Origin of the sequence: Bradyrhizobium sp. CCBAU 11434 (genome assembly GCF_028128895.1) — a bacterium.
GTDB lineage: Bacteria > Pseudomonadota > Alphaproteobacteria > Rhizobiales > Xanthobacteraceae > Bradyrhizobium > Bradyrhizobium zhengyangense.
Genome location: NZ_LBJX01000001.1, coordinates 71,457 through 97,528 on the forward strand (window position 1 = coordinate 71,457; position 26,072 = coordinate 97,528).

General features: G+C 63.9%; 30 protein-coding genes. 13 read left to right on the forward strand and 17 right to left on the reverse strand.

The window, feature by feature from the left end:
• Nucleotides 1–15: 15 nt before the first annotated feature.
• Together kdpA and XI06_RS00295 are read right to left on the reverse strand one after the other, a co-directional pair.
• Nucleotides 16–1,719 (reverse strand): potassium-transporting ATPase subunit KdpA, encoded by a 1,704-nt coding sequence (gene kdpA, locus XI06_RS00290; protein ID WP_271604359.1) that lies wholly within the window; start codon nt 1,717–1,719, stop codon nt 16–18.
• A gap of 112 nt (nt 1,720–1,831) precedes the next feature.
• Nucleotides 1,832–1,921: a K(+)-transporting ATPase subunit F gene (locus tag XI06_RS00295; RefSeq protein WP_007595755.1), complete on the reverse strand. Its 90-nt coding sequence runs from the start codon at nt 1,919–1,921 to the stop codon at nt 1,832–1,834.
• Nucleotides 1,922–2,542: 621 nt separating this feature from the next.
• Here XI06_RS00295 and XI06_RS00300 point away from each other — a divergent pair.
• The 8 genes from XI06_RS00300 to XI06_RS00335 all read left to right on the forward strand — a co-directional run bounded on the left by XI06_RS00300 (nt 2,543) and on the right by XI06_RS00335 (nt 7,663).
• Nucleotides 2,543–3,010, forward strand: coding sequence for a hypothetical protein (locus XI06_RS00300; protein WP_237873829.1), 468 nt, complete (start codon nt 2,543–2,545; stop codon nt 3,008–3,010).
• 138 nt (nt 3,011–3,148) lie between these two features.
• A complete protein-coding gene (locus XI06_RS00305; protein ID WP_271604360.1) occupies nt 3,149–3,397 on the forward strand; it encodes a hypothetical protein in 249 nt (82 codons plus the stop codon).
• A 24-nt stretch (nt 3,398–3,421) separates the two neighbouring features.
• Nucleotides 3,422–4,339, forward strand: a complete 918-nt coding sequence (dapA, locus tag XI06_RS00310) for a 4-hydroxy-tetrahydrodipicolinate synthase (RefSeq protein ID WP_237891394.1) — start codon at nt 3,422–3,424, stop codon at nt 4,337–4,339.
• Between the two features lie 126 nt (nt 4,340–4,465).
• Nucleotides 4,466–4,657, forward strand: a complete 192-nt coding sequence (locus XI06_RS00315; protein WP_237891393.1) for a hypothetical protein — start codon at nt 4,466–4,468, stop codon at nt 4,655–4,657.
• 18 nt (nt 4,658–4,675) lie between these two features.
• Complete coding sequence (locus XI06_RS00320; protein ID WP_271604361.1) at nt 4,676–5,053, forward strand: hypothetical protein; 378 nt, start codon at nt 4,676–4,678, stop codon at nt 5,051–5,053.
• A 100-nt stretch (nt 5,054–5,153) separates the two neighbouring features.
• Nucleotides 5,154–5,282, forward strand: a complete 129-nt coding sequence (locus tag XI06_RS00325; RefSeq protein ID WP_271604362.1) for a hypothetical protein — start codon at nt 5,154–5,156, stop codon at nt 5,280–5,282.
• Between the two features lie 143 nt (nt 5,283–5,425).
• Complete coding sequence (gene upp, locus XI06_RS00330; RefSeq protein ID WP_128950108.1) at nt 5,426–6,061, forward strand: uracil phosphoribosyltransferase; 636 nt, start codon at nt 5,426–5,428, stop codon at nt 6,059–6,061.
• A 33-nt stretch (nt 6,062–6,094) separates the two neighbouring features.
• Nucleotides 6,095–7,663 (forward strand): AMP-binding protein, encoded by a 1,569-nt coding sequence (locus XI06_RS00335; RefSeq protein WP_271604555.1) that lies wholly within the window; start codon nt 6,095–6,097, stop codon nt 7,661–7,663.
• A gap of 29 nt (nt 7,664–7,692) precedes the next feature.
• On the opposite strand, the gene XI06_RS00340 is transcribed toward XI06_RS00335, so the two are convergent.
• Nucleotides 7,693–8,859, reverse strand: coding sequence for an acyl-CoA dehydrogenase family protein (locus XI06_RS00340; protein WP_237873865.1), 1,167 nt, complete (start codon nt 8,857–8,859; stop codon nt 7,693–7,695).
• 228 nt (nt 8,860–9,087) lie between these two features.
• Here XI06_RS00340 and XI06_RS00345 point away from each other — a divergent pair, with 228 nt between their 5' ends.
• Together XI06_RS00345 and XI06_RS00350 are read left to right on the forward strand one after the other, a co-directional pair.
• Nucleotides 9,088–9,540, forward strand: a complete 453-nt coding sequence (locus XI06_RS00345) for a MaoC family dehydratase (protein WP_237862652.1) — start codon at nt 9,088–9,090, stop codon at nt 9,538–9,540.
• Nucleotides 9,540–10,391, forward strand: coding sequence for an HpcH/HpaI aldolase/citrate lyase family protein (locus tag XI06_RS00350; protein ID WP_237862653.1), 852 nt, complete (start codon nt 9,540–9,542; stop codon nt 10,389–10,391). The genes XI06_RS00345 and XI06_RS00350 overlap by 1 nt, the downstream gene beginning before the upstream one ends.
• Before the next feature lie 63 nt (nt 10,392–10,454).
• Here the strand turns inward: XI06_RS00350 and XI06_RS00355 are convergent, their stop codons facing one another.
• Together XI06_RS00355 and XI06_RS00360 are read right to left on the reverse strand one after the other, a co-directional pair.
• Nucleotides 10,455–10,862, reverse strand: a complete 408-nt coding sequence (locus XI06_RS00355; RefSeq protein ID WP_271604363.1) for a hypothetical protein — start codon at nt 10,860–10,862, stop codon at nt 10,455–10,457.
• Nucleotides 10,863–11,056: 194 nt separating this feature from the next.
• Nucleotides 11,057–11,848 carry a fumarylacetoacetate hydrolase family protein gene (locus tag XI06_RS00360; protein WP_237873839.1) on the reverse strand — a complete coding sequence of 264 codons (792 nt, stop codon included), beginning with the start codon at nt 11,846–11,848 and terminating at the stop codon, nt 11,057–11,059.
• 172 nt (nt 11,849–12,020) lie between these two features.
• Here XI06_RS00360 and XI06_RS00365 point away from each other — a divergent pair, with 172 nt between their 5' ends.
• From XI06_RS00365 to XI06_RS00375, 3 genes are all read left to right on the forward strand, one after another.
• Nucleotides 12,021–12,920, forward strand: a complete 900-nt coding sequence (locus XI06_RS00365) for a LysR substrate-binding domain-containing protein (RefSeq protein ID WP_237862656.1) — start codon at nt 12,021–12,023, stop codon at nt 12,918–12,920.
• A 140-nt stretch (nt 12,921–13,060) separates the two neighbouring features.
• Nucleotides 13,061–13,279 carry a hypothetical protein gene (locus XI06_RS00370; RefSeq protein WP_237862657.1) on the forward strand — a complete coding sequence of 73 codons (219 nt, stop codon included), beginning with the start codon at nt 13,061–13,063 and terminating at the stop codon, nt 13,277–13,279.
• Entirely contained in the window at nt 13,276–13,452 is a 177-nt protein-coding gene (locus XI06_RS00375) for a hypothetical protein (protein ID WP_271604364.1), read from the forward strand. The genes XI06_RS00370 and XI06_RS00375 overlap by 4 nt, the downstream gene beginning before the upstream one ends.
• Nucleotides 13,453–13,574: 122 nt before the next feature.
• Here XI06_RS00375 and XI06_RS00380 read toward each other — a convergent pair whose 3' ends face one another.
• From XI06_RS00380 to XI06_RS00435, 12 genes are all read right to left on the reverse strand, one after another.
• Nucleotides 13,575–14,681, reverse strand: a complete 1,107-nt coding sequence (locus XI06_RS00380) for a trypsin-like peptidase domain-containing protein (RefSeq protein ID WP_442869395.1) — start codon at nt 14,679–14,681, stop codon at nt 13,575–13,577.
• 157 nt (nt 14,682–14,838) lie between these two features.
• The gene (locus XI06_RS00385) at nt 14,839–15,174 is read right to left on the reverse strand and encodes a hypothetical protein (RefSeq protein ID WP_237862660.1); all 336 of its coding nucleotides are present in this window, start codon (nt 15,172–15,174) and stop codon (nt 14,839–14,841) included.
• An 84-nt stretch (nt 15,175–15,258) separates the two neighbouring features.
• The gene (locus XI06_RS00390; RefSeq protein ID WP_237873846.1) at nt 15,259–15,750 is read right to left on the reverse strand and encodes an Hsp20/alpha crystallin family protein; all 492 of its coding nucleotides are present in this window, start codon (nt 15,748–15,750) and stop codon (nt 15,259–15,261) included.
• Nucleotides 15,751–15,823: 73 nt separating this feature from the next.
• Nucleotides 15,824–16,285, reverse strand: coding sequence for an Hsp20 family protein (locus XI06_RS00395; RefSeq protein WP_271604365.1), 462 nt, complete (start codon nt 16,283–16,285; stop codon nt 15,824–15,826).
• A gap of 217 nt (nt 16,286–16,502) precedes the next feature.
• The gene (locus XI06_RS00400) at nt 16,503–17,981 is read right to left on the reverse strand and encodes an amidase (RefSeq protein ID WP_271604557.1); all 1,479 of its coding nucleotides are present in this window, start codon (nt 17,979–17,981) and stop codon (nt 16,503–16,505) included.
• A 16-nt stretch (nt 17,982–17,997) separates the two neighbouring features.
• Nucleotides 17,998–18,795, reverse strand: coding sequence for an FAD binding domain-containing protein (locus tag XI06_RS00405; RefSeq protein ID WP_271604366.1), 798 nt, complete (start codon nt 18,793–18,795; stop codon nt 17,998–18,000).
• A gap of 14 nt (nt 18,796–18,809) precedes the next feature.
• Nucleotides 18,810–21,197, reverse strand: a complete 2,388-nt coding sequence (locus tag XI06_RS00410) for a xanthine dehydrogenase family protein molybdopterin-binding subunit (RefSeq protein WP_271604367.1) — start codon at nt 21,195–21,197, stop codon at nt 18,810–18,812.
• 2 nt (nt 21,198–21,199) lie between these two features.
• Nucleotides 21,200–21,691 (reverse strand): (2Fe-2S)-binding protein, encoded by a 492-nt coding sequence (locus XI06_RS00415; RefSeq protein WP_271604368.1) that lies wholly within the window; start codon nt 21,689–21,691, stop codon nt 21,200–21,202.
• Between the two features lie 21 nt (nt 21,692–21,712).
• Entirely contained in the window at nt 21,713–22,813 is a 1,101-nt protein-coding gene (locus tag XI06_RS00420) for an ABC transporter ATP-binding protein (protein ID WP_237891385.1), read from the reverse strand.
• A gap of 16 nt (nt 22,814–22,829) precedes the next feature.
• Nucleotides 22,830–23,747 (reverse strand): ABC transporter permease, encoded by a 918-nt coding sequence (locus XI06_RS00425; protein ID WP_271604369.1) that lies wholly within the window; start codon nt 23,745–23,747, stop codon nt 22,830–22,832.
• Entirely contained in the window at nt 23,744–24,634 is an 891-nt protein-coding gene (locus XI06_RS00430; RefSeq protein ID WP_237862669.1) for an ABC transporter permease, read from the reverse strand. Before XI06_RS00430 ends, XI06_RS00425 begins: the two co-directional genes overlap by 4 nt.
• Nucleotides 24,635–24,717: 83 nt before the next feature.
• On the reverse strand, nt 24,718–26,067 hold the full coding sequence (locus XI06_RS00435) for an ABC transporter substrate-binding protein (RefSeq protein ID WP_237862670.1): 1,350 nt from the start codon (nt 26,065–26,067) through the stop codon (nt 24,718–24,720).
• Nucleotides 26,068–26,072 lie beyond the last annotated feature (5 nt).

A 26,072-nucleotide genomic window follows, 5' to 3' on the forward strand; every position in this document is an offset into this window, starting at 1 on the left:
AGGTCACTCCGGAAATCAGAAGAGGTTGCCGGCGTTCATCGCGAGATGCTCGACGATCGGGCCGAGCGCGAGCGCCGGGAAGAAGGTCAGGCCGCCCATGATGAGAATCACGCCGACGACGAGGCCGACGAACAGCCCGCCCGTAGTCGGGAACGTGCCCATGGACGGCGGGATCGATTTCTTCCCTGCAAGCGAGCCCGCGATCGCCATCGCCGGCACGATCATGAAGAAGCGGCCGACGAACATCGCGCAGCCCAGCGTGAGGTTGTAGAAGAAGGTGTTGCCGGTGAGGCCCGCAAAGGCCGAGCCGTTGTTGCCGGTTCCCGAGGTGTAAGCGTAGAGCACCTCGGTGAAGCCGTGCGGGCCGGCGTTCGCCATCGAGGCGACCGCCGCCGGATAGACCACGCCGACGGCGGTCCAGCCAAGGATCATCAGCGGCAGCACCAGGATGGCCAGCATCGCCATCTTGACCTCGCGCGCCTCGATCTTCTTGCCGACATATTCGGGCGTGCGGCCGACCATCAGGCCGGCGACGAAGATCGCCAGAATGACGAAAAGGAGCATGCCGTACATGCCGGCGCCGACGCCGCCGACGATGATTTCGCCGAGCTCGATGTTGATCAGCGGGATCATGCCGCCGAGCGCGGTAAAACTGTCATGCATGGCGTTGACCGCGCCGCAGGAGGCGGCGGTGGTGATCACGGCGAACAGCGAGGACGCGACGATGCCGAAGCGGACTTCCTTGCCCTCCATGTTGCCGCCGGTGAGGCCGAGCGCCTGCAGCGTCGAGGTGCCGCTTGCTTCCGCCCAATAGGTGACGGTGACGCCGGCGATGAACAGCACGCCCATCACGGCGAGGATGGCCCAGCCCTGGCGCTGGTTGCCAACCATGCGGCCGAACACGTTGGTCAGCGCGGCGCCCAGCGCGAAGATCGACAGCATCTGCACGAAGTTCGACAGCGCGGTCGGGTTCTCGAACGGGTGTGCTGCATTGGCATTGAAGAAGCCGCCGCCATTGGTGCCCAGCATCTTGATCGCGACCTGCGATGCCACCGGGCCGACCGCGATGGTCTGCTTGGCGCCTTCGAGAGCCGTCGCCTCGACATAGTCGCCGAGCGTCTGCGGCATGCCCTGCGAGACCAGGAACAGCGTGTAGACGACGCAGATCGGCAGCAGCACGTAGAGCGTACAGCGGGTGACGTCGACCCAGAAATTTCCGACCGTGCGCATCGAGGCACGCGAGAAACCACGGATCAGCGCCACGGCAAGCGCGATGCCGGTCGCGGCCGACAGGAAGTTCTGATGAGTCAGGCCCACCATCTGCACGAGATAAGAGATCGTGCTTTCGCCCCCATAGTTCTGCCAGTTGGTGTTGGTGATGAAGGAGATCGCGGTGTTGAAGGAGAGATCCTCGGCCACGGCGACCTGCCCGGCCGGGTTGAAGGGCAGCACAGCCTGCAAGCGCATTACGCCGTAGATGATGAGGAAGCCGCCGACATGGAACAGCAGCATGGCGACCGTGTAGGTCAACCAATGCTGCTCGCGCTTCTCGTCGACGCCCGAAATCCAGTAGATGCCGGCCTCGATCGGACGCAACACCGGCGAGAGAAACGTCTTCTCGCCATTGAACACGCGCGTCATGTAATAGCCGAGCGGCTTGGTCAGCGCGACGATGACAACGCAGAACAGAACGATCTGGAGCCAACCGATCACAGTCATGGCATTAACCCTTCAGGCTTGGTGTCCGGCGCAACAGCGGCAGCAGCACCGCAAGCAAGCAGCCGACGAGCGCAACGTCGGCCAGCAGCAATTCGACAAGCAGCAGCACGGCTCAGAATCGTTCCGGCCGCAGCAGCGCATAGGTGAGGTAGAACAGGAGCCCCAGCGAAACGACCCCAGCGAGCGAATAATCGAAGATCATGGTCCGCTCCCTCAAAGCCGTTCGCAAGCGTAGGTATAACCGATCGCGAGCGCGAAGAAGCCGAAGCCCAGCGCCAGCATCAGAATGTCCATCATGGGAAAACTCCTCGTTGCGCCCTGTTCAGGAGGCAACCATGTCTCTCTTTCCCGGCAGACAGCTTGCGTTGTATCAAGTGCAACGCATGTGCAACAGTTGCCAGCCGGGACCTTTCACCGCATTGAAGTGCCACCACGGACATAGGTTTTCGAGACGAGGGCTATGGCGAAGTTATAGGAATCTCATAAAGGGCGGACGGTGCGGTCGACTCGTAGTCGCACGGCAACCTCCGCTATCGTCCCGGACAAGCGAAGCGCAGATCCGCAACCCATACCCCAGGGAGATGTCTGGCGAGGACTCGTAGTGACCAGCCTGGTCCCACAACATCTCCCCTGTGGTTATGGATTCCCGCGTTCGCGGGGATGACGGCGGGGTATGGAAGCGCATTGCACCCCTCACCGCTCGTATCCCACCTTTATGAGATTCCTATATCTCCCACCCGCGCCCCATCTCGTTTTCCAATGCTCATCCCGCCATCCTGAAGAGGCCGGCCGACTGACCGACACCACTTCCAGGAGGCCTGACATGACCGTCGCTTTCCGACACTACGATTTCCCTTCGCTCAGCGACCATTTGCGCAATGCGCAAGGCATGACCGGTCCGCTGATGCGCGAGATCATGGACAAGGCCTGCCGACGAATCCCCTCGCTCCGCCAAAGCGAGCGCACCGCTCGCCTGATGCAGCTGATCGACGCCGAGGCCTGGACCGATGTCGCGCTTGCGCTGATGGAGCTCGAGCTACCGCTGTGGCACGTCCGCCGCATCGCCTATGACGAGGGTGAGTGGCATTGCGCGCTGTCGCGTGAACGCGAACTGCCGGACTGGCTCGATGCGGCCGTCGAGGGCTGCCATGGCGATCTCGCAATCGCGCTGATGTCGGCTTTCGTGGAAGTGCAGGCGCTGGCCGTGGAAGCCTCACGGCCAAGCGTTCCCAGCGTGCGCCCTGCCATCGACCCCCTCTATGAGCCGGTCGCCTGCGAGAATGTTAGCTGAACTGCTCGCGAGTCTTATGGCGTTCCTATGAGATCGCCGCGCGCTCTCTCTCGAAATCCTATCCATTGAGAAAGATATTGATCGGGCGATCAGCGGGACGAGATCCCGCTGCGCCCGTCAATTGGAAGGACCACCTCCGTGAAACTCGTCGAACCTCCTTCGTGCAGCTCCCTCTCCAGCATTGTCTTCATCGGCAAGAACCGTCGCGGTCAGTGGATCGCGCAGGAGCAGCACGGCCTCTATGGCGGCCTGTTCGTCAGCCGCGCAGAGGCCCTCAAATACGCCCTGTTCGAGAACGGACAGCACCCCGAGACCAACGTCGAGTTGCCGCGCGAGATCGAGCTCGAGATGGGCAAGAACCCCGGCGTCTCGCAGCGCGCCGCCTAAGCCGGCGCCTTCAGGCGACTCATCATGTTCATCCCTCCATCAGCCTGGTTCACCGGCTTCATTCCGGATCTGCCGACGCCGTTCGATGCGTCGGGTGCAATTGATCTGAAGGCGTTCGCCGCACTATGCGAGCGCCAGGTCGCGGCCGGTGTTCCCGCGCTCGTGGTCTGCGAGACGGCGGGCGAAGCGCCAACGCTTTCGCCCGCCGAGCGGGAGCTCGTCATTCGCACCGCGGTCGACGTCGCCCGTGGTCGCGTGCGAGTCATCGCGGGCGCGATGTCGAATGCGACCAGCCGCGCCGTCGAGCTCGCGCGCCGCGCGGAGGCCGCCGGTGCCGATGCCATCATGTCGGTGGTGCCCGCCTACAACAAGCCGATGCAGGAGGGCATGCTCGCGCATTTCCGCACGATTGCCGCCTCGACAGGACTGCCCGTGATCTTGCACGATGTTCCGTCCCGCACGCTGCGCCCGCTCGCCGACGAGACGCTGCTGCGTCTGGTCGAATCCCGCCAGTTCGTCGGCTTGCGTGACGGCAGCGGCGATGTCACCCGGCCGATGCGCCTGAACCGGCTGCTGCCGGCGGGCTTTCGGTTGCTGTCCGGCGACGATGCCACCGCCTTCGCCCATATCGCCGGCGGCGGCGACGGCGCAATCTCGGAGGTCTCCAACATTGCGCCGGATCTCTGCCGCACGATTTTCTCGCAAGTCAGGCAGGGCCGTCTGCAAACCGCGCGCTACCTGTATAAGCGCCTCGTTCCGCTGATCGCGTGCCTCAGCAAGGAGAGCCCGGCGGCACTCAAATATGCGCTGAACACGCTGGGCCTGATGTCGCCGGCGACCAGGCTGCCGATCGTACCGCTGGATGACGCAGCTCGGGCCGAGGTCATCAGGGCCTTCGTGGCGATTGCCGATGAAGAGCTGATCGACGGCATCGGCGCATAGGGGCGCCTTTATGACGCTCCTATACGACTACACCGCCGCCCGTCTCGCATTCCTATGCTGCAATGCGCATCATGTGAGGCAGGTTGGGGCGACTGTCGCGTCGCTCCTAAGACAAGGACTTCTGACATGTCGATGTTGACTCAGGGCTTTGAACGGCCCTCCGGCTGGGCTGAACGCCCGGCGCTGATCTCCAGGGAACGCAAGGCCCAGCTCAAGCATTTCGCACTGCGTGCGCTAGCCGTGCTCACGATGGGCGGTGTCCTAGCCGCGTTCATCGCGCTGAAGACCGCCATTTATGTTTGGCACCTCCACGCCTGACGGCAATGGAGACCACCAATGACCTTGCAGATGTGTGAGGAGGCCGCCATGGCCGCGATTGCTCTTCAAGCTGATCATCGCCAGCCGCGGCGGTGGGCTGCGACGGAGCTCAAGCCGCTGGACCCCGACATCGTCAGCGACGCCATTCCGGCCTTCTTCATCGGCCGCAATGCCGCTGGCCTCTGGGTCGCACGCGAGGCGCGCGGACGCATCGGCGGCCTGTTCCTGTTCAAGAGCTCGGCCGTCGACTTTGCCAACCGTCAGAGCGCGCCGGCACGATGCGCGCTGGTGTTTCCCGTCGAGACCTTCGAGCTCGATATCGAGAATCGCGGCAATACGCTTATCGCGCTTGCGGAACATGCCGGGCGGCTTCTGGCGCGCTTGGCTGCGAGGTAACGCGATATGATCGAGCTCAAGATCGCCGTGCTGCTCGTGCTGATGGCCGCGCTGCTGCTCGGCCTGCGCGCCACCGCTGCGCCCGCCTCGGACAGCTAGCATGCCGCTTCTCAAGGGACATCTCGAGCACGCGGTCACCACGACGATCCTGATCATGACGCTGAGCCTGATCTGGGGCGCGATCTTGACGATCGTGATCACGCTCGCGGCACGCGGGCTCGGCGTCTAGATCCGAATTGACCATGGCTGCCCACGAGGGGGGCAACATGGCACATACCGCAGTCGCACAGCCCGGCGAGGCCGTTTCGTCCCCTGCGGAAAACGCCCCGGCCGATCTGGCGCCGCTTCGCGGAACCGTGTTAGATCGGCCGCATGAGCACAAGCAGCGTCAACGTCGTCGCCCACCCCCTGGTCCAGCACAAGCTCTCGCTGATGCGGGAGAAGGACCGCTCGACCAAGAGCTTTCGCGAGATCCTGAACGAGATCGGGATGCTGCTCGGTTACGAGGTGACGCGCGATCTGCCGCTCGAACTGGTCGACATCGAGACGCCGATCGCCCCGATGCAGGCGCCCAAGATCGCCGGCAAGAAGCTCACGCTGGCGCCGATCCTGCGCGCCGGCGTCGGCTTTCTCGACGGCATGCTGGCGCTGATGCCCTCGGCCCGCATCGCCCATATCGGGCTCTACCGCGACCCTGAGACCTTGCAGGCCGTGGAATATTACTTCAAGGCTCCGCAGGACCTATCCGACCGTACTGTGATCCTGATGGACCCGATGCTGGCGACCGGCAACTCGGCCTGCGCCGGCGCCTCCCTGCTGAAGGATCGCGGCGCCCGAGACATCCGCTTCGTCTGCCTGCTGGCGGCCCCGGAGGGTATCGCGCAGTTCGAGAGCGAGCATCCCGACGTGCCGATCTGGACCGCCGCGATCGACGAGCGGCTCAACGATCACGGCTACATCGTGCCGGGTCTCGGCGATGCCGGCGACCGGATGTTCGGCACCAAGTAGACAGGTTTGCGCGATCGGGCTACTCCGGTGGCCATGCATGATGACGGTGTTTCACTGCATTCGCTGATCGGATCGGACACTACAGCCGATCCCGCCTTCGTGTTTGACGGTAGGCCGGTCTCGCGCGCGGAATTTGCTCGGAAGGTCGAGCAGACCACAGCCTGGCTTGCCGCGCAGGGTATCGGCAAGGGCGACGTCGTGGCGGTCTGGCTGGTCAACCGCGTCGAATGGATTGCACTGCTGTTTGCCGCCGCCAGGCTCGGTGCGATCGTCGCCGCCGTCAATACGCGCTATCGCAGCGCGGAAGTCTCGCATCTCCTGAAGCTATCGGGAGCAAAGCTGTTGGTGATCGAGACGGCGTTCCGCTCGATCGATTTCGCCGCCATTCTCGCCGATATCGCCGGGGACGATGTGCCCGCCCTGCAAAAGCTCGCGGTGGTCGGCGCGGATGCGATCCCTGCGCAATGGCCCTGTGTACGCTTCGACGCCTTCGACAAGCCTTGCCCCCCGGCTCCATCTCAGGATGACGTCGATCTGCCCGTGCTGCTCTACACGACATCGGGCACGACCAAAGGGCCAAAGCTGGTCGCGCATTCGCAGCGGACGCTTGCGACCCACGCCCACTCCGTTGCCACGGCGCTCCAGCTTTCGGCGCAACGTCACGCGCTGCTGGCGATGCTACCGTTCTGCGGCACCTTCGGCATGACGAGCCTGCTCGGCTTCTTTGCCGCCGGCGCCACCGTCCACGTGCTCGACGCCTTCGAGGCGGCGCCGGCGCTGAAGATCCTTGGCGAGCACAAGATCACCCACACCTTCGGCTCCGACGAGATGTTTCGCCGCATCCTTGCGCTGACCGACGCGCCGTTCCCGCATCTGGAAATCTGCGGCTTCGCGGCGTTCCAGCCTGGCTGGCGCGAGCTGGCTGCGGAGGCCGAGGCACGCGGCCTGCCGCTGTACGGCCTCTACGGATCGAGCGAGGTGCAGGCGCTGTTCTCGATCGGCCGCGCCAGCGACGCCTTCGCCGACCGCATCGAGGGCGGCGGCTGGCCGATGTCACCGGACGCAAAGGTCCGCGTGCGCGACACCGAGACCGGCGAGCTCACAGTCCCCGGCATATCCGGCGAGATCGAGATCAGCGCGCCGTCGCGCTTCCTCGGATATTTCGGCAATCCCGAGGCGACGCGCGATGCCATCAGCGCGGACGGCTTCTTCCGCACCGGCGATATCGGTCGCCTGCGCGGCGGCGCTTTTGTCTACGAGACCCGCGCAGGCGATGCCATGCGGCTCGGCGGCTTCCTGGTCGCGCCCGGCGAGATCGAGGACGAGCTCAAGTCCTGCGCCGGCGTTGCCGACGCGCAGGTCGTCGCGGTCGATCTGAAGGGCCAGGCGCGCTGCGTCGCCTTCGTCATTCCTGCAGGCACCTCGCCGCGTCAGGAGGTGCTGACAGCACACCTGCGCGAGCGGCTTGCCGGCTACAAGATTCCGGCGCGGATCTACGTCGTGGACGCCTTCCCCGTTACTGACAGCGCCAATGGCGTCAAGATCCAGCGCGCAAAACTCCGCGCCATGGCGATGGAGCGGATCGCGGCCGAACTAAGCTAGCGCCTGGCGTCCTCTGGTACGACTTGTTTTTAGTACGATTTGGCGAGCCCCAGCACCTTTTCCGCGATGAAGCTCAGTGCGAGCTGCGGACTGACCGGCGCGATGCGCGGGATCAGGATCTCGCGCAAATAGCGTTCGACGTGAAATTCCTTGGCATAGCCGAAGCCGCCATGGGTCATCACCGCCTGCTCGCAGGCGGAGAAGCCAGCCTCGCCCGCAAGATATTTGGCGGCATTGGCTGCCGCGCCGCAGGGCATGCCCTTGTCGTATTGCCAGGCCGCCGACATCACCATCAGCCAGGCCGCCTCGAGCTCGACCCAGTTTATCGCGAGCGGATGCTGAATACCTTGATTCTTGCCGATCGGACGATTGAACACAACGCGCGTCTTGGCGTATTCGGTCGCGCGCGACAGCGCGAGCTTGCCGAGGCCAACCGCTTCGGCTGCGATCAGGATGCGCTCGGGATTCATGCCTTCCAGGATATATTCGAAGCCGCGGCCTTCTTCGCCGATGCGGTCCTCCATCGGAATCTCAAAATCCTCGAAGAACAGCTCGTTGGAATCGACCATCTTGCGGCCCATCTTCTCGATCTCGTGGACCTTGATCTTCTTGCGGTCGAAGTCCGTGTAGAACAGGCTGAGGCCGTGGGTCGGCGAACGCACTTCCTCCAGCGGCGTGGTGCGCGCGAGCAGCAAAATCTTGTGCGCGACCTGCGCGGTCGAGATCCACACCTTCTGGCCGTTGACGATGTAGCGGTCGTTCTTGGCGACGGCGCGGGTTTTGAGCTGGGTGGTGTTGAGCCCGGTGTTCGGCTCGGTGACGGCGAAGCACGCCTTCTCGCGGCCCTCGACCATCGGCGGCAGCATGCGCTTGCGCTGCTCCTCGGTGCCGAACACGACGACGGGGTTGAGACCGAACACGTTGATATGCACCGCGGAGGCGCCGGACATGCCGGCACCTGACTCTGCGATGGTGCGCATCATGATCGCAGCTTCAGTGATGCCGAGGCCCGAGCCGCCATATTCTTCCGGAACGCAGATGCCGAGCCAGCCGGCGTCGGCCAGCGCCTTGTGGAAGTCGTGCGGGAAGCCGCCGTCGTGATCCTTCTTCAGCCAATAGGCGTCGGGAAAGCCTTCGCAGATCTTGGCGATGGCGTCGCGAATGGCTTCCTGCTGATCGGTGAGCGCGAAATCCATAGTCTTGGTCTCCTTGTTGGGAGCCGCGATGGCGCCATCTCCCGATCGCGTTCCCCGCGTAAAGGCCATGGCCGCCTGCCGCGCCCGACATGCCTTCGCTTCTCGTTCTTTAGCTCGAAAAACCGCATGCAGATACGTGAATTTGTCTATCAACTGTGTCTAACATGCATAGCGTCATGCGGCGCAAAGCTACGCGCGCGCCGTTATTTCGCAGGGAGGGAAACCGCGATGGCCGGACTCTATTTCGAAGACTTTTCCGTGGGCCAGGAGTTCAGGCATCCGCTGGCCCGGACCGTCACGGAAATGGACAACACCCTATTCAGCCTGCTGACGCTCAATCCGCAGCCGCTGCACATCGACGCGCATTTCGCCGAAAAGACCGAATTCGGCCAGCGCATTTTCAACAGCCTTTACACCCTCGGCATCATGATCGGCATGACGGTCTATGATACGACCTTGGGCACCACCGTCGCCAATCTCGGCATGACCGACGTGACTTTTCCAAAGCCGGTCTTCCATGGCGACACCTTGCGGGCGACGACGAAGGTGCTGTCGTTGAGAGAATCCAAATCGCGCCCGAAAGCGGGCATCGTCGAGTTCGAGCACCACGCCTTGAACCAGAACGACGAGATCGTCGGCAAATGCCGCCGCATGGCGATGATGCACAAGAGGCCAGTTTGATGCGTTCGATGCTGTTCGTACCGGGCGATTCCCCGCGCAAATTCGAGAAGGCCAGCGAAGGCAAGGCCGACGCGCTGATCATCGACCTCGAAGACTCCGTCGTCGCCGACAAGAAGCCGGAGGCGCGCAACCTGACGCTTGCGATGCTCAACAGCCGCCCCGGCCCGCACCAGCTCTATGTCCGCGTCAACGCGCTCGATACCGGCATGACGCTCACCGACCTTGCCGCGGTAATGCCCGGCAAGCCCGACGGCATCGTGCTGCCGAAATCGCAAGGCGGCGACGACGTGCGCCAGGTCGCGACTTGGCTTGAAGCGCTGGAAGCAGCATCCGGCATCACATCAGGCGCGACGCGCATCGTTTGTGTCGCGACGGAAACCGCCAGCTCGATCTTCGGGCTCGGCAGCTACAAGGGCTGCTCCCCGCGCCTTGCCGGCTTGATGTGGGGCGCGGAAGATCTTTCGGCCTCGCTGGGCGCCACCGAAAAAGCCTCGGGTGGCGTGTTCCACAGCCCCTATCGCCTCGCGCGCGATCTCTGCCTGATGGCGGCGGCCGCGGCGGAAGTGGCGCCGATCGACACTGTCTATACCGACATCGACAATCTCGCAGGCCTCGAGCAGGAAACCCGCGCCGCGCGGCGCGACGGCTTTTCGGCGAAGGCGCTGATCCATCCCAAGCATGTCGACATCGTCAATGCGGCATTCGCGCCAACGGACGCCGAGCGGACATGGGCGGAGAAGGTGATCGCGGCGTTCGCGAGCAATCCGAACTCCGGCACGCTGCGGCTCGACGGCCAGATGATCGACAAGCCGCATCTTCGCGCCGCGAAGAAGATCCTCGGCCAACTCTAGAGGATTGGTCGCGCGGACGGTGGACCGGCTGCGGCCGAAGATCGCCGCGGCCCTGGAGTCGTTTCAGTCGAACCCCTGAATGGGTGGCGTCGTGGTCGCCGCCGGCGCAACTTGAGCCGGTTGCACCACGGGAGCGGCTTGAACCGGCGGATTGCCGGCCGCCCTCATCTGACCGTTGGCCTCCATCGCCTCGCGCGTGCGTTGCGAGGAAGTGGTGGCGGCGGTCCCGTACGCCTCGCGGCGTGGCGGCTGCCGGTGTCTTGGCGAGCGCGAACCTCTCACGCCCCATGACCGGGCGATGGAAGGACCGGCGGTATAGCCGATCACCGCGCCCGCAACAGCACCGACCGGCCCCAGCACGACCGCGCCGGACACGGCTCCGAGCGCCGCAGAGCCCGCGCGCTCCTGCGCAACGGCGCTTGCTGGTACACCAGCCAGCATCACGATGGCAGTGATCAGAACTTTTTTCATCAGAGCGCCTCCCTCACCGAAGATCACTCTGACTCAAATATGGCCGCTTGAGGTTTGTTCGTTGCCCAACACAGGGCAGCGGCCGATGGAACTCGGGCAATTCAAAGGCCTCCGCCGTCCATCGTGGGGTCCAGCGGAGGCCGTCAACGTAGCGCAATCCGCGCTTCTCCCCGCAGGCGGGAAGAAGCAAGAAGTCAGACGATCCTGATCGACATGTCAGGCAAGCCCTCGAGCTTGCACAGGAGCACGTCGCCCTTCACGACCGGGCCGACATTCTCCGGCGTGCCGGAATAGATGATGTCGCCGGCCTTGAGCTCGAACGCTTCCGACAGTTTTGCGATCTGCTCGGCGACGCTCCAGATCATCTTGCCGAGATCGGAGCTCTGGCGCACGGTGCCATTCACCGCGAGCGAAATGGCGCCCTTCTCGAAATGGCCGGTCTTGCTCGCCGGGTGGATCGGGCCGAGCACCGCGGCATGGTCGAAGCTCTTGCCGATCTCCCAGGGCTTCTTCTCTGCGGCCATGCCGTTCTGGAGATCGCGCCGGGTCATATCGAGGCCGAGGGCGTAGCCATAGACGTGATCGAGCGCCTTCTCGGGCGCGATGTTGGTGCCGCCGGATTTCAATGCGGCGACCAGCTCGACCTCGTGGTGGTAGTTCTTGGTCAATGACGGGTAGGGGTGATCGGCGACCTCGCCGAGCGCGACATTCTGGATCGCGTCGGTCGGCTTCTGAAAGAAGAACGGCGGCTCGCGGTTCGGATCCGAGCCGCGCTCGATCGCATGCGCGGCATAGTTGCGACCGATGCAGTAGATACGGCGGACCTGGAACACATCCGTTTCGCCGACGATCGGAATCGTGACCATCGGCACCGCGAAGATCGGCTTGGGCGCGGCCTGTGCAGCGGCGGGCGCCGCTTCAGCAAGACCTGCGGCGGTCATCGCGGCCGCGGCCGTAAGCACGCTGCGTCGGGTGGTTTCTGTCATGGTTCTCTTCCCCCTCTGGCATTCTTGGGCGACGTCGTGCGCGCCATCTTGGCAGATAGCCGATATTCATTATGCCAGCAACGTCGCGGCCGGACATGCCCCGCCATCTTGCGAACCGCGCCATCGGCCCTAGCATGGAACTTGCATAAATTCTGGGCGATATGGACACCGCATGAACCTCATCAGTCTCGACATCCGCATGCTCCGGTCGCTGATCTCGGTGGTCGAGACCGGCAGCATCACCGAGACCGCGCGACGGCTGGGCCGCACCCAGCCTGCGATCACGCTGCAATTGCAGCGGCTCGAGGAGCTCACCGGCAAGCAGCTGTTCGAGCATGGCGGCCGCAGGCTGATACTGACGGACGACGGCACCACCGTCCTCACCTACGCCAAATCCATCCTCAGGTTGCATGACGAGCTGATCTCCCAGCTGGCCTCGCAGGAGATCGAAGGCCAGGTCGTGCTCGGCACGCCCGACCTCTATGCGGCGTTCATGCTGCCGCAAATCCTGAGCGTGTTCCGAAAGTCCTTTCCGCGCGTGCAGGTCGAGCTCAACTGCGCGCTGTCGACGCCGCTGGTCGGGCTCGTCAAGCGCGGCGATGTCGACATCGCGCTCGTCACCCGCATGAACGACTTTACGGGCGGCCAGGTAGTACGGCGCGAACAACTGGTGTGGATGACGGGCGAGCAATCCTCAGCGCATCAGGAACGCCCGATCCCTCTTGCACTCTTGCCGCCGGGCAACATCTATCGCGACTACGCCATCGACACACTGGAGCGCGCCAATTTGCGCTGGCGCATCGCCTGCGTCAGCGAGAGCGTGGGTGGATTGCAAGCCGCGTCCTTCGCCGGCATGGCCGTCACCGTGCTCGGCCGCAGCGCGCTGGTGCCGGCGATGCGCGAGATCGGCCCGAATGAAGGACTGCCGCCGCTGCCGAAGATCGAGCTGCTGCTCTACAAGTCCAGCGGCGCCACCTCGAAGGCCGCGACCGCGCTGCACGATTATCTCGCGCACTATCTGCGCCTCGACGAAGAGCTCAGCGGCCGCGGCGCACCGATCGAGCTATCATAGCTCCTGCGGGATCAGCGACGCTCGCCAGCGCCTCGCAAATCTCTTGACACGCAATTCCGGCTGCATATTTTCGTGTCGAGAAGACACGTTCTCACCCTCGAAAATTAAAGGATCTAACGCGACCGTCTGGAGAGACGACGATGCTCGACGAGAATTTGGCCCGCATTCGTGCACACCGAAACAACATCCACCGCTATCGGCGCCTTCTGAATACCAAGCTCTCTGAGCTCGAGCGCCAGTTCATCGAGAGACGCCTCACGGAAGAACGGTCGGCGCTCGAAAGCCTGACCGCAGCGACCTTCCCGCTCGCTCTCTCTGCCACCCAGGCGCCGATCGATATGAGGGGAGCAATGCAATGATCAGCCAGCGAGAACTGCTCATTCGCGGCAGCGAAAAGGTGATCGGCCACTACGAACGCCTCCTTGCAAGCGCAAAGACCGAGCAAGAGCGCGAGCTCTATCTTCAGCGGATCGAGCGTGAGCGACGGCTGATCCGCGACTTGCAAGGCGAGCAGGATCACCGCGCGGCTTGAACCGCAGTCATGCGGCTCGCCAACCTCGCAGGACCGGGCTATCGCCGCAGGGAAACCGGTCTCATAGTTGCCATGCCTAGGGGATACACCGCCGATGCTTCGGGGCCTCCCTTGCGACCGCTTCAACGAACGAGGCGATTGGGCCCTGCGAGGGCACTGCTGGATTCGCTCGCCGGCGCGATCCTGACGCTCACGGTGAGCGGAACGCCGCTACGCAAGACCGAGAGCCTCACATCTTCGCCGACGCGGGCAAGGCCGATGGTGTTGCGGAGCTGGGCGGCGGTGCGGATCGGGCGGTCGTCGGCTCCGGTGACCACATCCCCCTTGCGCAAACCTGCCCTTTCTGCGGGCGAATCCGCGGCCACTTCGGCAATGACGGCACCTTGAATCACTCCCTTGTTAGCCGACGGATGCACGTCGTTCAGCGAGATGCCGATACGGCCACGCTCGACGCGGCCGTTGGCGATGATCTGCTCCATCACCTTGCGTGCCATGTTGACCGGAATGGCAAAGCCGATGCCGACATTGCCGCCGGCGGGCGAGATGATCGCCGAGTTGATGCCGACGAGTTCTCCGCGCAGGCTGACCAGCGCCCCGCCGGAATTGCCCGGATTGATTGCGGCGTCGGTCTGGATGAAATCCTCATAGCCTTGCTTGCCGAGACCGGTCCGGCCCAAAGCGCTGACGAGTCCAGACGTCACGGTTTGACCGAGCCCGAACGGATTTCCGATCGCAAGCACGAAGTCGCCGACTTCGAGCGCGTCGCTGTCACCGAAGGCGAGCGCCTTGAGCCCGGTCGGGTTCTGAACCTGGAGCACAGCAACATCCGTAGGCGGATCCCGGCCGACGACCTTCGCGGAAAACTGCCGGCCGTCCTTGGTCGTGATCTGCACGGCGGAAGTACCCTCGACCACGTGATTGTTGGTCAAGACGTAGCCGCGCTGGGCATCGACAATAACCCCGGAGCCGGTCGCGCTGACCTCCTTTTCGATCTGCCGGGGGACTTCGAAGAACTCGCGGAACAGCGGGTCGCGGTAGAGCGGATTATCCTCCCGCACCCGCCCGTGTACGGAGATGTTGACCACAGCGGGCGTCACTTGGCGCACGAGCGGCGCGAGGGTCGGCAGCGAGCCACCCGTCTTCAGGTCGGGAATTTGGCCGGCAGCAGGCTGCGACGCCGTGAGCGTCAGCACCAGCATCGCCAGCGAGAGCCATCGTACAGCACGCATCTTCAGTACCTGCCACATCGTCTCGGAACGTGGAAACTCTGGCCTCAGATCTCGGCACGCGGCCCAATGATGAGGCCTTGCAGCGCCAGAAACGGAACGACGCAGACAGCCGAGGCCTGGCCAAGCAGCACGACTCCCAGAACCGTCTGCGTGAGCATCATGCGCCTTGCCCCTCTGCGGCGGCCCATGGCCGCCGCAGCCGCATCGGAACGCCGCCGCCGCGCGGCGGGTCGTCATTGTCGTTGTCCCCGTCGAGCCTGCGCAGGGCAGCCAAAATATCGGTGAGCCGAACCGTGTGGCTCATGCCGGGGATCTCGCGCAAGGCGGGACAGGATTCGACGGCGTACATGTCGGACGCCCAGGACGACAGGATGATCCGCTTCTCTGATGGAGAGAGCTCCTGTGCATTCAGAACGTCGGCAGGCGAGTCGTAGTGGGCCGCGGGATGAAACAGCGGATTGAGAGTGCCGGAATTGATATTCATCTTGGTCATTGGTGGTGCCTCCCTCATGCTCCTTTCCAAGGGACGGTTTTGTTGACGATGGGACGCCGGCAACCGCCGCCGCCCCGGTTGATGCTAGTGCGTGTTGATTGCGATGCGTTTGACGCCTTCGCGCGCCTTCTCGGACTTCGGCAGTGACACGGTCAGGACACCGTTCCTGAACGACGCCTCGGCCTTGTCCTCCTCGACGCCCTCCAGCGGGATCTGCCGCTCGAACGCGCCATAGTAGCGCTCAGTGAAGTACCGGCCCTCGCCGTTGCGCTCCGCCTTCTTCTCGCCGCGGACGGTCAGGACGCCATTGGCGATCTCAACCTGGACGTCCTTCTCGGTGAGGCCGGGAAGCTCGGCCGAGATGGTCAGCGTCTTGTCGGTCTCGCTCAGTTCGACCTTGGGCCAGCCAAAGCGGCCTTCCATCAGCGGCGACAGGCTGGTCGCACTGATGCCGCGGAAGATGTCGTCGAATAGACGGTTCATCTCGCGGTGAAGCTTCAGGAACGGATCGAAATTCTCGCGCGGCGGCGCAAGCTCCTGGTTTCTGGACCAGGGAATCAGATCACGAATAGCCATGGTTCTCTCCTTATGCATCGGGAGCGCGGCGCGCATCCGCACGCCGCGTTCCAGCACTGAACCGATCGAGCGCTTAAGCTGCTTTCTTCTGCTCGATCTGCGATGCCGCAGGAGGGCCGCCCGCGATCGGAATCCGGCGCGGCTTCATGGCCTCGGGAACTTCCCGGACGAGGTCGATGATCAGGAGACCGTCCTGGAAGGAGGCCTGCTTCACCTGGACATAGTCGGCAAGGTTGAACACGCGCCGGAATGGCCTGGCGGCGATGCCCTGATACAGGTACTCGCGCGCGGCGGTCTCGGGCTTCTTGCCCTCGATGGTAAGCGCGTTCTGCTCGGCCGTCACGTTGATATCGCCGGGACTGAAACCTGCCACAGCAAGGCTGATCCGGTAGTGATCTTCACTAGAACGTTCGATGTTGTAGGGGGGATAGTTATCCTCGGTCGCCTGGCGTAGCGTGCTATCGACGAGGTCGGCCAGGTGATCGAAGCCGATGGTGGAGCGCCACAGGGGCGCGAAGTCAAAACTGGTCCTCATAACCAAGTCCTCCAAAGAGCAAGATGGATACGAAGGAGCGCAGGACAGGGTCAGACGGGTCCGACGACCGGTCCGGCGCCCGCGCCGGGCCCGATCTGGCGCCCGGCACACCGCTCTCGCGGCGAAAAACGAATTATAAAAACGGCTGCTGATTTCAAGAGGGCGGCTCGAAAAATTTTTCGAACCGCGGCCGATAAGAGGCCGACCGGTTCCAGCCCTACGCCCTGGGCCACCCACGCAACGCAACCTGCGGCCAGAATTTGGCCCAGGGCTGCGCCTGCTCGAAGGCTGCGGCGATACGGAAGATCGTGGCCTCGTCGAGCCAAGGCGCAATGATCTGAAGCCCGATCGGCATGCCGTCGCGATCGAAGCCGCAGGGCAGCGTCGCCGCCGGAAGACCGGCGAGATTAATCGGCCAGGTGAAGGGCGACCAGCCGAGATGCGGATCGACCTCCTTGCCATCGACACTCTCGACGCCGATCTGCCCGGCCTCGAAGGCGGTTACCGCGACCGTCGGCGTCACCAGCACATCGACGCGCTCGAACAGTTTGACGAACGCATTGCGCGCCTGGCCGCGGCGGTAACTCGCTTCGATATAATCCGTACCGCTGTAGCGGCGGCCGGCGTTGACGACATTGCGATAGTCCGCCTCCGAGCCGGCGAGATCGGCGGCCGTCTTGGTCGCGACCGCGGCGGCCTGCTCCGTGAACGCGATCGGCTTCAACGTATGCTCGAGGATATCAGGGTCGAGACCTGGCCCATCCATGGTGACCTGCGCGCCGCAGGAATCGAGAATGGCGAGTGCCTTGCCAAAGGCCGCGCAGACATCAGGGCTGACAGCGGCATAGCCGAGATCGGCGCTGGCGCCGATACGAATGCCATCCAGCCGCCCGGGGTTGGTGTCGAACCGGCGCGCGGACACGGGAAGGCTTGCGGCGTCACGGAGATCGTAGCCAGCAATGATCTCCAATGTCAGCGCGGCATCCGCAACGGTGCGCGTGATCGGCCCGGTATGGGCGAGTGAGGCCCAGGACGGCGGCGAGAAGCCGGGCGAGCGCGGCACGAGGCCGAAGGTCGGCTTCAACCCGAAGACGCCGCAGAAGGACGATGGCACGCGGATCGAGCCGACGCCGTCGGTGCCGATCGCAATCGGACCGCAGCCGGCGGCCACACCGGCCGCCGCGCCGCCGCTCGATCCACCGCTGGTGCGACGGGGATTCCAGGGATTGCGCGTGATCCCGGTCACGGGGCTATCGGCCGTCAGCTTGTAGCCGGATTCGCAGGTCGTGGTCTTGCAGGTGATAATCGCGCCTGACGCTTTCAGCGCGGACACCACCGCGGCATCGGCCTCGGGCACAAAGCTCTTGTTCATCGGCGAGCCGGCATAGGCCGGCACGCCCGCAACAAAGACGAGGTCCTTGATCGTGACGGGCACACCCGCGAGCGGTCCCTTGGCCTCGCCCGCCCGCATCTCCTTTGTGACGCGGTCAGCATCCGCCCTCGCCTGCTCATACATCGGCGTGACCAACGCATTGCAGGTCTCGTTCGTTGCCTCCAGCGCGGCGATGGTGTCGTCGACCACATCGCGCGGGGTGAACGCCTTGCGCCGGTAGCCGGCCATGATCTCGGTTGCAGAAAGCGCGCCAAGGCCACTCGGCGCCGGCGGGACGGCCGCTCGGCCGGAACCATCAGTCATCATCAACCCTAACGAGCTAGCTGAGCGCCGCGTCGACGGCGCGCTTGGCCATCACCGTGACGAGATGCGCACGGTAATCGGCTTCGGCGTGGATATCGGAGGTGAGGCCATCATTGTCGATCTTGATCGCCGCGATGGCGGACGGCTCGAAGTTCTCCGACAGCGCCGCCTCCATCGGCGGAACGCGGAACACGCCGGGACCCGCGCCGGTTACGGCGACGCGGACAGCATCGGCGAATTTCGCGACGAACACGCCGACCAGCGCATAACGCGACGCCGGCGCCTTGAACTTTGCGTAACCCGCTTTCAGCGGGACGGGGAAACGGATCGCGGTGATGATCTCGCCCGGCTCTAGCGCAGTCTCGAACAGGCCGAGGAAGAACTTGTCGGCCGCGATCTCCCGCGTGCTGGTGATGACAGTGGCGCCGAGACCGAGCACACCGGCCGGATAATCCGCCGCGGGATCGTTGTTGGCGACGGAGCCGCCGATGGTGCCGCGGCTGCGCACGGCGGGGTCGCCGATCATCGAAGCCAGCGCAGCCAGCCCCGGGATTTTCGTTTGCACGAGCTTCGAGGCGGCCACCACGGCATGCGGCGTCATCGCGCCGATGGTGATGGTGGCACCGTCGTCGGTGATGCCCTTCAGGGAGCCGAGTTTGGAGAGATCAACCAGCGCAGGCGGGCTCGCCAACCGCTGCTTCAATGTCGGGATCAGCGTCATGCCGCCGGCGACGAGCTTGCTGTCCTCGATCGTGGTCAGAAGCTTGGCCGCGTCGGGAATCTGGTCGGGCTGGTGATAGGCAAATGGTTTCATCGTTGTTGTCCTCCCTATTCCGCGGCGACCGGCAGCGACGCGTTTTGCAGCAGCCGCCAGATCCGGTTCGGCGTCGCCGGCATGTCGACATGGGTGACGCCGAGATGCGACAGCGCATCGACCACGGCATTGATGACGGCGGCCGGCGAGCCGATGGTGCCGACCTCGCCGCAGCCCTTCACGCCCATCGGCGTATGCGTGCAGAGCGTCGAATGGGTCGCGACCTTCATCATCGGCAGATGGTCGGCGCGCGGCATGCAGTAATCCATCAGCGAGCCCGACAGCAGCTGGCCGGAGCCTTCGTCATAGACCGCATTCTCGAACAGCGCCTGACCGACACCCTGCACGATGCCGCCATGCAGCTGGCCCTCGACGATCATCGGGTTGATGACCGTGCCGACATCGTCGACCGCGGTGTAGTTGACCAGCGTCACCGTGCCGGTTTCGGGATCGACCTCGACCTCGGCGATATGGCAGCCGCCGGGATAGGTGAAATTGACGGGGTCGTAATAGGCCTGTTCCTCCAGCCCCGGCTCCAGCACTTCGAGCGGATAATTATGCGGCACATAGGCCGCGCCCGCGATCTCCTCGAAGGTCTTCATGCGGTCGGTGCCGGCAACGGAGAATTTGCCGCTCTCGAAATGGATGTCGACTTCAGCCGCCTCGAGCAGATGGGACGCGATCTTCTTGCCCTTGGCGATGACCTTGTCGGTCGCCTTGGAGAGCGCGGCGCCACCGACCACCAGGGAGCGCGAGCCATAGGTGCCCATGCCGAACTGTACGCGGTCGGTATCGCCGAACACGATGTCGACATTCTCAAAGGCGACGCCAAGCTTGTCCGAGACGATCTGCGCAAAGGTCGTCTCATGGCCCTGGCCATGATTGTGCGTGCCGATCATGACCGTCACCTGGCCGGTCGGATGCACCCGCACCGTGGCGCTTTCGTAGAGACCGCCGCGCGCGCCGAGCCGGCCCGCAAAGCGCGACGGCGCCAGGCCGCAGGCCTCGACATAGGTGGAGTGACCGAGCCCACGAAATTTGCCCTTGCTGGCGGAGGCCGCCTTGCGCACGCCAAAGTTCTTCACGTCGGCGGCCACCAGCGCACCGTCGAGGCAACCCATGGGATCGCCGGAATCGTACTGCACCAGCACCGGCGTCTGGTACGGATAGGCCTCCTTCGGGATCATGTTGCGGCGGCGAATCTCGACGCGGTCGATACCCATCTCGCTGGCGGCGACATCGACGATGCGCTCCAGCACGAAGGTCGCCTCGGGCCGGCCTGCACCGCGATAGGCGTCGACAGGCACGGTGTTGGTAAAAACCACCTTTACATTGCAGTAGATCGCCGGCGTGGTGTAGACGCCGCCGAGCAGCGGACCATACAGATTGGTCGGGATGTTCGGCCCGAAGGTCGAGAGATAGCCACCCATATTCGCGAGCGTGTTGACGCGGAAGGCGAGGAATTTTCCGTTTTCATCGAGCGCAAGTTCGGCCTCGGTAACGTGATCGCGGCCGTGGCGATCGGAGACGTAACCCTCGGAGCGGCTGGCCACCCATTTCACCGGCCGCTTCACGCGCTTGGCGGCCCAGGTGATCACGGCCTCCTCACCGTAATGGAACTGCTTGACGCCGAAGCCGCCGCCAACGTCGGGCGCGACCACGCGCAGCTTGTGCTGCGGGATGTTCAGCACCAGCGCCCCCATCAGGAACCGCACCACATGCGGGAACTGGCTGGTGGTCCATAGCGTGAAACGGTCCGTGCCCGGCTCGTATTCCGCGATCGCCGCACGCGGCTCCATGGGATTGCCGATCAGGCGGTTGTTGACGAGGCTGAGTTTTGCCACATGCGCGGCCTTGCGAAAGGCCGTTTCCACCGCGGCCTTGTCGCCAAGCTCCCAGTCGCAGCAGATGTTGTTCGGGACGTCGTCGAACAATTGCGGCGCGCCGGGCCTGACGGCTTCGAGCACGCCGACCACGGAGGGCAGCACCTCGTAGTCGATCTTCAACAGTTCGGCCCCGGCATTGGCCTGCTCCGGTGTTTCCGCGATGACGAAGGCCACCATGTCGCCGACGAAGCGCACCTTGCCCTGGGCCAGCATCGGAAACGGAGGTTCTTTCATCGGCACACCCTTGGCGTCCGAAATGCCCCAGCCGCAGGGTAACGAACCCAGCTTATCCGCTGCGGTATCCTCGCCGGTCAGCACGGCGATCACGCCCGGTGATGCCAGAGCCGCCGCCTTGTCGATGCCGCGCAAGACTGCATGCCCGTGCGGCGAACGCACGAACACGCCCGCCGTCATGCCGGGGCGCTTGATATCGGAGACGTAATTGCCGCGGCCAGTCAGGAAGCGCTGGTCTTCCTTGCGTTTCGGTGAGGCGCCGATGCCGATCACATTGCTCATGGTCAGTCTCCCTTGGCGGCGTTCATGGCGGCAGCCCCGGCCAATACCGAGACGACGATGTTCTGGTAGCCGGTGCAGCGGCAGATATTGCCTTCGAGGCCGTGACGGACATCGGCTTCAGTCAGGTCCGGCTTCTCCGCCGCGAGCGCCACCGCGGTCATCAGCATGCCGGGCGTGCAGAAGCCGCATTGCAGGCCATGATGCTCGCGAAACGCCTCCTGCATCGGATGCATCAGGTTCGAACCGGGCGCGCCTTGCAGGCCTTCGATGGTGAGCAGCGTCGCGCCGTCGAGTGCGGGAGCGAGCAGCGCGCAGCTCTTCACGGGAAGACCATCCAGATGCACCACGCAGGCGCCGCACTGGCTAGTATCGCATCCGATATGCGTGCCGGTGAGGCTCAGTTGCTCGCGCAGCAGCTCGGTGACGAGCGTTGCCGGCTCGACATCGACAGTGGTTAGCCGGCCGTTGAGTGTGAAGGATATCTGCACGGTCATACTCCTGTGCGCGACGGGTGATTAGGCGAGGGGAAGCGCGCTGCCGGTGGCCCATGTGGCCATGACGACATCGCCGACGGTGAAAGGATCCGCAAAGAAGGTCTTTTCCGGCACGTAGGCGACGAACTCGTCGTCCGGCACGGTGTCGAGCATGACCTTGACGAAATAGCCCTGGTATTCGATCGCGAGCACGCGGCTCGGCAGCGAGGTTGTATAGCCCGGCGGCAGGTCCCTGCCCGGCCTGACAAGTGCGACATCGTCGCGGCGCACGGCGATATCGACCTGGTCGCCGACGTTGATAGTGGGTCGTGCCTGAAGCGGCACCTCGATGCCGGAAGGTGCTGCGAGCGTGAAGCTCGCGCCATTGACCTTCTCGACGCGGCCCGACAGCACGTTCTGACCACCCATGAACTCGGCGACGTAGCGGTCGTGCGGATGGGCGTAGACATCGCGCGCCGCGCCGGCTTGCTTGATCTTGCCCTGCTCCATCACCACAACGAGATCGGCCAGCGCAATCGCCTCGAGCTGGGTGTGGGTGACATGGATGAAGGTGATGCCGAGCTCCTGCTGCATCCGCCTGAGCTCCTGCCGCATCTGGACGCGAAGCTGCTCGTCCAGCGCCGACAGCGGCTCGTCGAGCAGCAGCACCCGCGGCTCGGTGATCGCAGCACGCGCCAGCGCGACGCGCTGCTGCTGACCGCCGGAGAGCTGCGCCGGCAGACGGTCGGCGAACTGGGTCAGCCGCACCTTTTCAATCATGGCGTCCGCCGCACGCAAGCGGTCGGCCTTGGACTGGCCGCGGACGCGCAAGGCGAAGGCGATGTTCTCGCGGACGGTCAGGTGCGGGAACAGGGCGTAGGACTGGAACATCATCGCGGTGCGGCGCTGCACCGGCGCCAAGCCGACAACGTTCTGGCCACCGATCACGATCTCGCCGGCGGTCGGGTCCTCGTGGCCGGCAATCATGCGCAGGATCGTGGTCTTGCCGCAGCCGGAGGGGCCGATGAAGCAGCAATAGGCACCGTCGTCGATCCTGAGGTTGACGCCGTCGACCACATTCGTCACGCCGTCAAAGCTCTTGCAGACGCCAGCCAGTTCGATATCGCCGCGATCGCTTTTCATTCCAGTCAACCCTTGCTCAACCCTTGCTCAAACCCTTGGCCTGGCTGCCGCGCTTCTTCTGAATCAGCACGATGGTGCCGAGGCTTGCGCCGATGACGACGAAGGAGACGACGGTAGTCACCGTGCCCAGCGCGTAGAGCGAGGGCGAGGTGACGTTCAGCGTCATGCTCCAGATCTCCAGCGGCAGCGTGTTCAGCGAGCCCGCCGTCTGGAGGCTGCGTGCGAATTCGTCGTAGGAGAGCGTGAATCCGAACAGCGCAACCGCGACGAGGCCTGGCGCCAGAACCGGGATCATCACCAACCAGATCGACTGCCAGCGGCTGGCACCCAGATCATAGGCCGCTTCCTCCCAGACATGATTGAAGCGCGACATCACCGCGAACATGACCAGCACGCCGAACGGCAGCGTCCAGGACAGCTGCGCGCCGAGCGCCGAGGTGTACCAGCTCGCATTGAGCCCGAGTGCCTGGAACAACAGGCCCGTGCCGAGGCCGAGCACGAGGCCGGGCGCCACCAGGCTGCCGATCATCATGTAGAAGACGACGGTGTCACCGCGGAAGCGCTTGCGGAAGCCGAGCCCGGCCAGGAACGAGACCACGACGGTGATGATGGTGACGATGACGGCCAGCTTGATCGAACGGTCGAACGAGCCCTTGACGTCGCCGGTCCGCACCTGGGTGAAGAGATCGACGAACCAATGCAGCGATTGTCCCTTCATCGGGAACACGAGGCCACCGCGGATGTCCTGGAACGACAGGATGTAGATGCAGAACATCGGACCGTAGAGCGCGATCACGTAGGCCGCGAACAGCGTTGCCAGCACGTAGAACGTCCAGGGACGGCTACCTTTGCTTGGCGCGATCGCCTTGGTCGATGCAGGCGCCCCCATCTTGGAGGTTTCGGTTTTGGGCATGTCAGCGAGCACCGCGCTCATTGCGTGATCTCCTGCCTGATATCGACGGTGCGCAGGATCAGCGAGACGATTGCGACCAGCACCAGCGTCAGCAGCACGGCGCTGGCCGCCGCGGTCGGATATTGCAGCACACCGACGTCCTCGTAGAAGGCGCTCACCACCGAGGCCGAGCCGCCGCCGGACATCACCTTGACCACGAAGAAGTCGCCCATCACGATCGAGACCACGAAGATGGTGCCGAGCGCGATGCCGCTCTTGGACATCGGCACCACGATCAGGCGCATGATGTCGAAACGGCTGGCACCGGCATCGATCGCGGCCTCGATCAACTTCTTGTCGATCCGCGCCATGGAATTGAAGATCGGCACGATCATGAAGATCGTGAGCTGGTGGACATAGGCGATGACCACGGCGAGGTCGGAGAACAGCAGAATTTCCAGCGGCTGATGGATCACGCCCATGGCGAGCAGCGCCTGGTTGATCAGGCCTTCCTTGCCCAGCAGCGGGATCCAGGAAATCATTCTGATGATGTTCGAGGTCCAGAACGGCACGGTGCACAACAGGAACAGGCCGATCGCCAGCAGCTGGTTGCGGACGTGAAACACCAGGAAATAGGCGACGAAGAAGCCGATGATCAGCGTGAAGATCCAAGTCAGCACGGTGAACTTGATGGTCGCCAGATACAGCTTCAGCGTCAGCGCCGAATGCAGCACCTCGATATAGCTTGCCGGCGTGAAGCCGGGCGTCAACCCGCCAAAACCATCGGTGGCAAAGAAGCTCGCGGTCAGCACGACCAGGATCGGCGCCACGAAGAATGGCACGAGCACCAGAACCAGCGGCGAGACGTAAAGCCAGCCGGCGAGATTGGAGCGCGAGGAACCTAATTGTGGACTTGGACTGGGCTGCATATCAGCAATGGCCTCGAAGTCGGTCTTATCGGCACCGGCGCGTGACGGCGCCGGCGCCTCTTGACGTCAGGGAAAAGCAGGTTTTAGGCCACCTTGAAGTCGTTCCAGCGCTTGTTCATGTAGGCGGCCTCATCCATCAGCGTGTTCCAGCACGAGATGTTCTTGACGCGGTCAAGGAACGAGCCGCCGTCACGCTTGGTGCCGGCCTTCTCCATCGGCACGCCGTAGGGATCATTGACCACCTCCGGCGCGGGCTGGCCCTCGTACCAGAACGCCCATTCGGCCGGGGTGAGGAATTTCTTCGCGGTCGACGGCACCGGGCTGTAATAGCCGTAGCGCGCGACAAAGCCGCCCTGCCAGCCGGAGAGGTACCAGTTGAGATATTCGTAGGCAGCGTCGAGCTTCTTGCCGGAGAGGTGCTTCATCAGGCCCATGCCGTTGCACCAGCCGCGATAGCCTTCCTTGCCGTTCTTGACATTGACGGGCGCGTAGACGCAGGGGATCTCCTTGACGCGCACCGCGGCGACCGCCGGCGACCACATCGACTGGATCACAACTTCGCCTGCGGCCATCAGTTGCACCGACTGGTCGAAGGTGGTCCAGGTCGCGCGGAACTGGCCTTCCTTCTTCAGCTCGATCAGCTTGTTGCAGGTGAAGTCGATCTCCTCCTTGGTCATGTTGCCCTTGTTGCCGTACTTGATCAGTCCGGCACTCTCGAAGCAGAGCGCCGCGTCCATGATGCCGATCGCGGGCACGTCGAGGATCGCGGCCTTGCCCTTGAACTTGGGATCGATCAGGTCCTTCCACTCGGTCACTTCATGGCCGACGAGATCGGGCCGATAGCCGATGGAATCGGCGTTGTAGACCTGCGGCAGGAAGGTCGCCCATTCGGTGACGCCGTCGTTCAGATCGGTCGCATCAGGCTTGGCGATGTACATGGCCTCATAGGGCGAGATGCCCTGGCGCGGAATCTTGTGGCCGTCGATCTCGCCCTTGGTGAAGATCGGCAGGATATTGTCGAACTCCTTGATCTTCTTGACCTCGATGCCCTGGATCACGGAGCGCTTGGCTGCGAGCTTGGCCTGCCAGCCCTCCAGGTCGGCGATGTCGACCGTATTAGGCTGGCTTATGAAGCGGTTGATGGCGGCCGAGGTGTCGAGGTTCTGCATCGTCACCTTGAAGCCGAGATCCTTGGCGGCCTGGTCGCCGATCGCCTTCACCACCGAATAGGACACGCCGACATGGCGGAGCTCGATGTCCTTGATCTCCTGCGCCCAGATGGTCGGGAATCCGCGGATCGCATCCGACCCTGCGGCCGCGCCCGCGACGGCGGCCGCACCCTTTAACAGCGTGCGCCGGCTCAGCTTTTTCACAGGCTTCGCCGCCGTTCCCGCCGGATCGGAAGTGAATGTCCCCTTCGTCTCATCAGACATGGCAA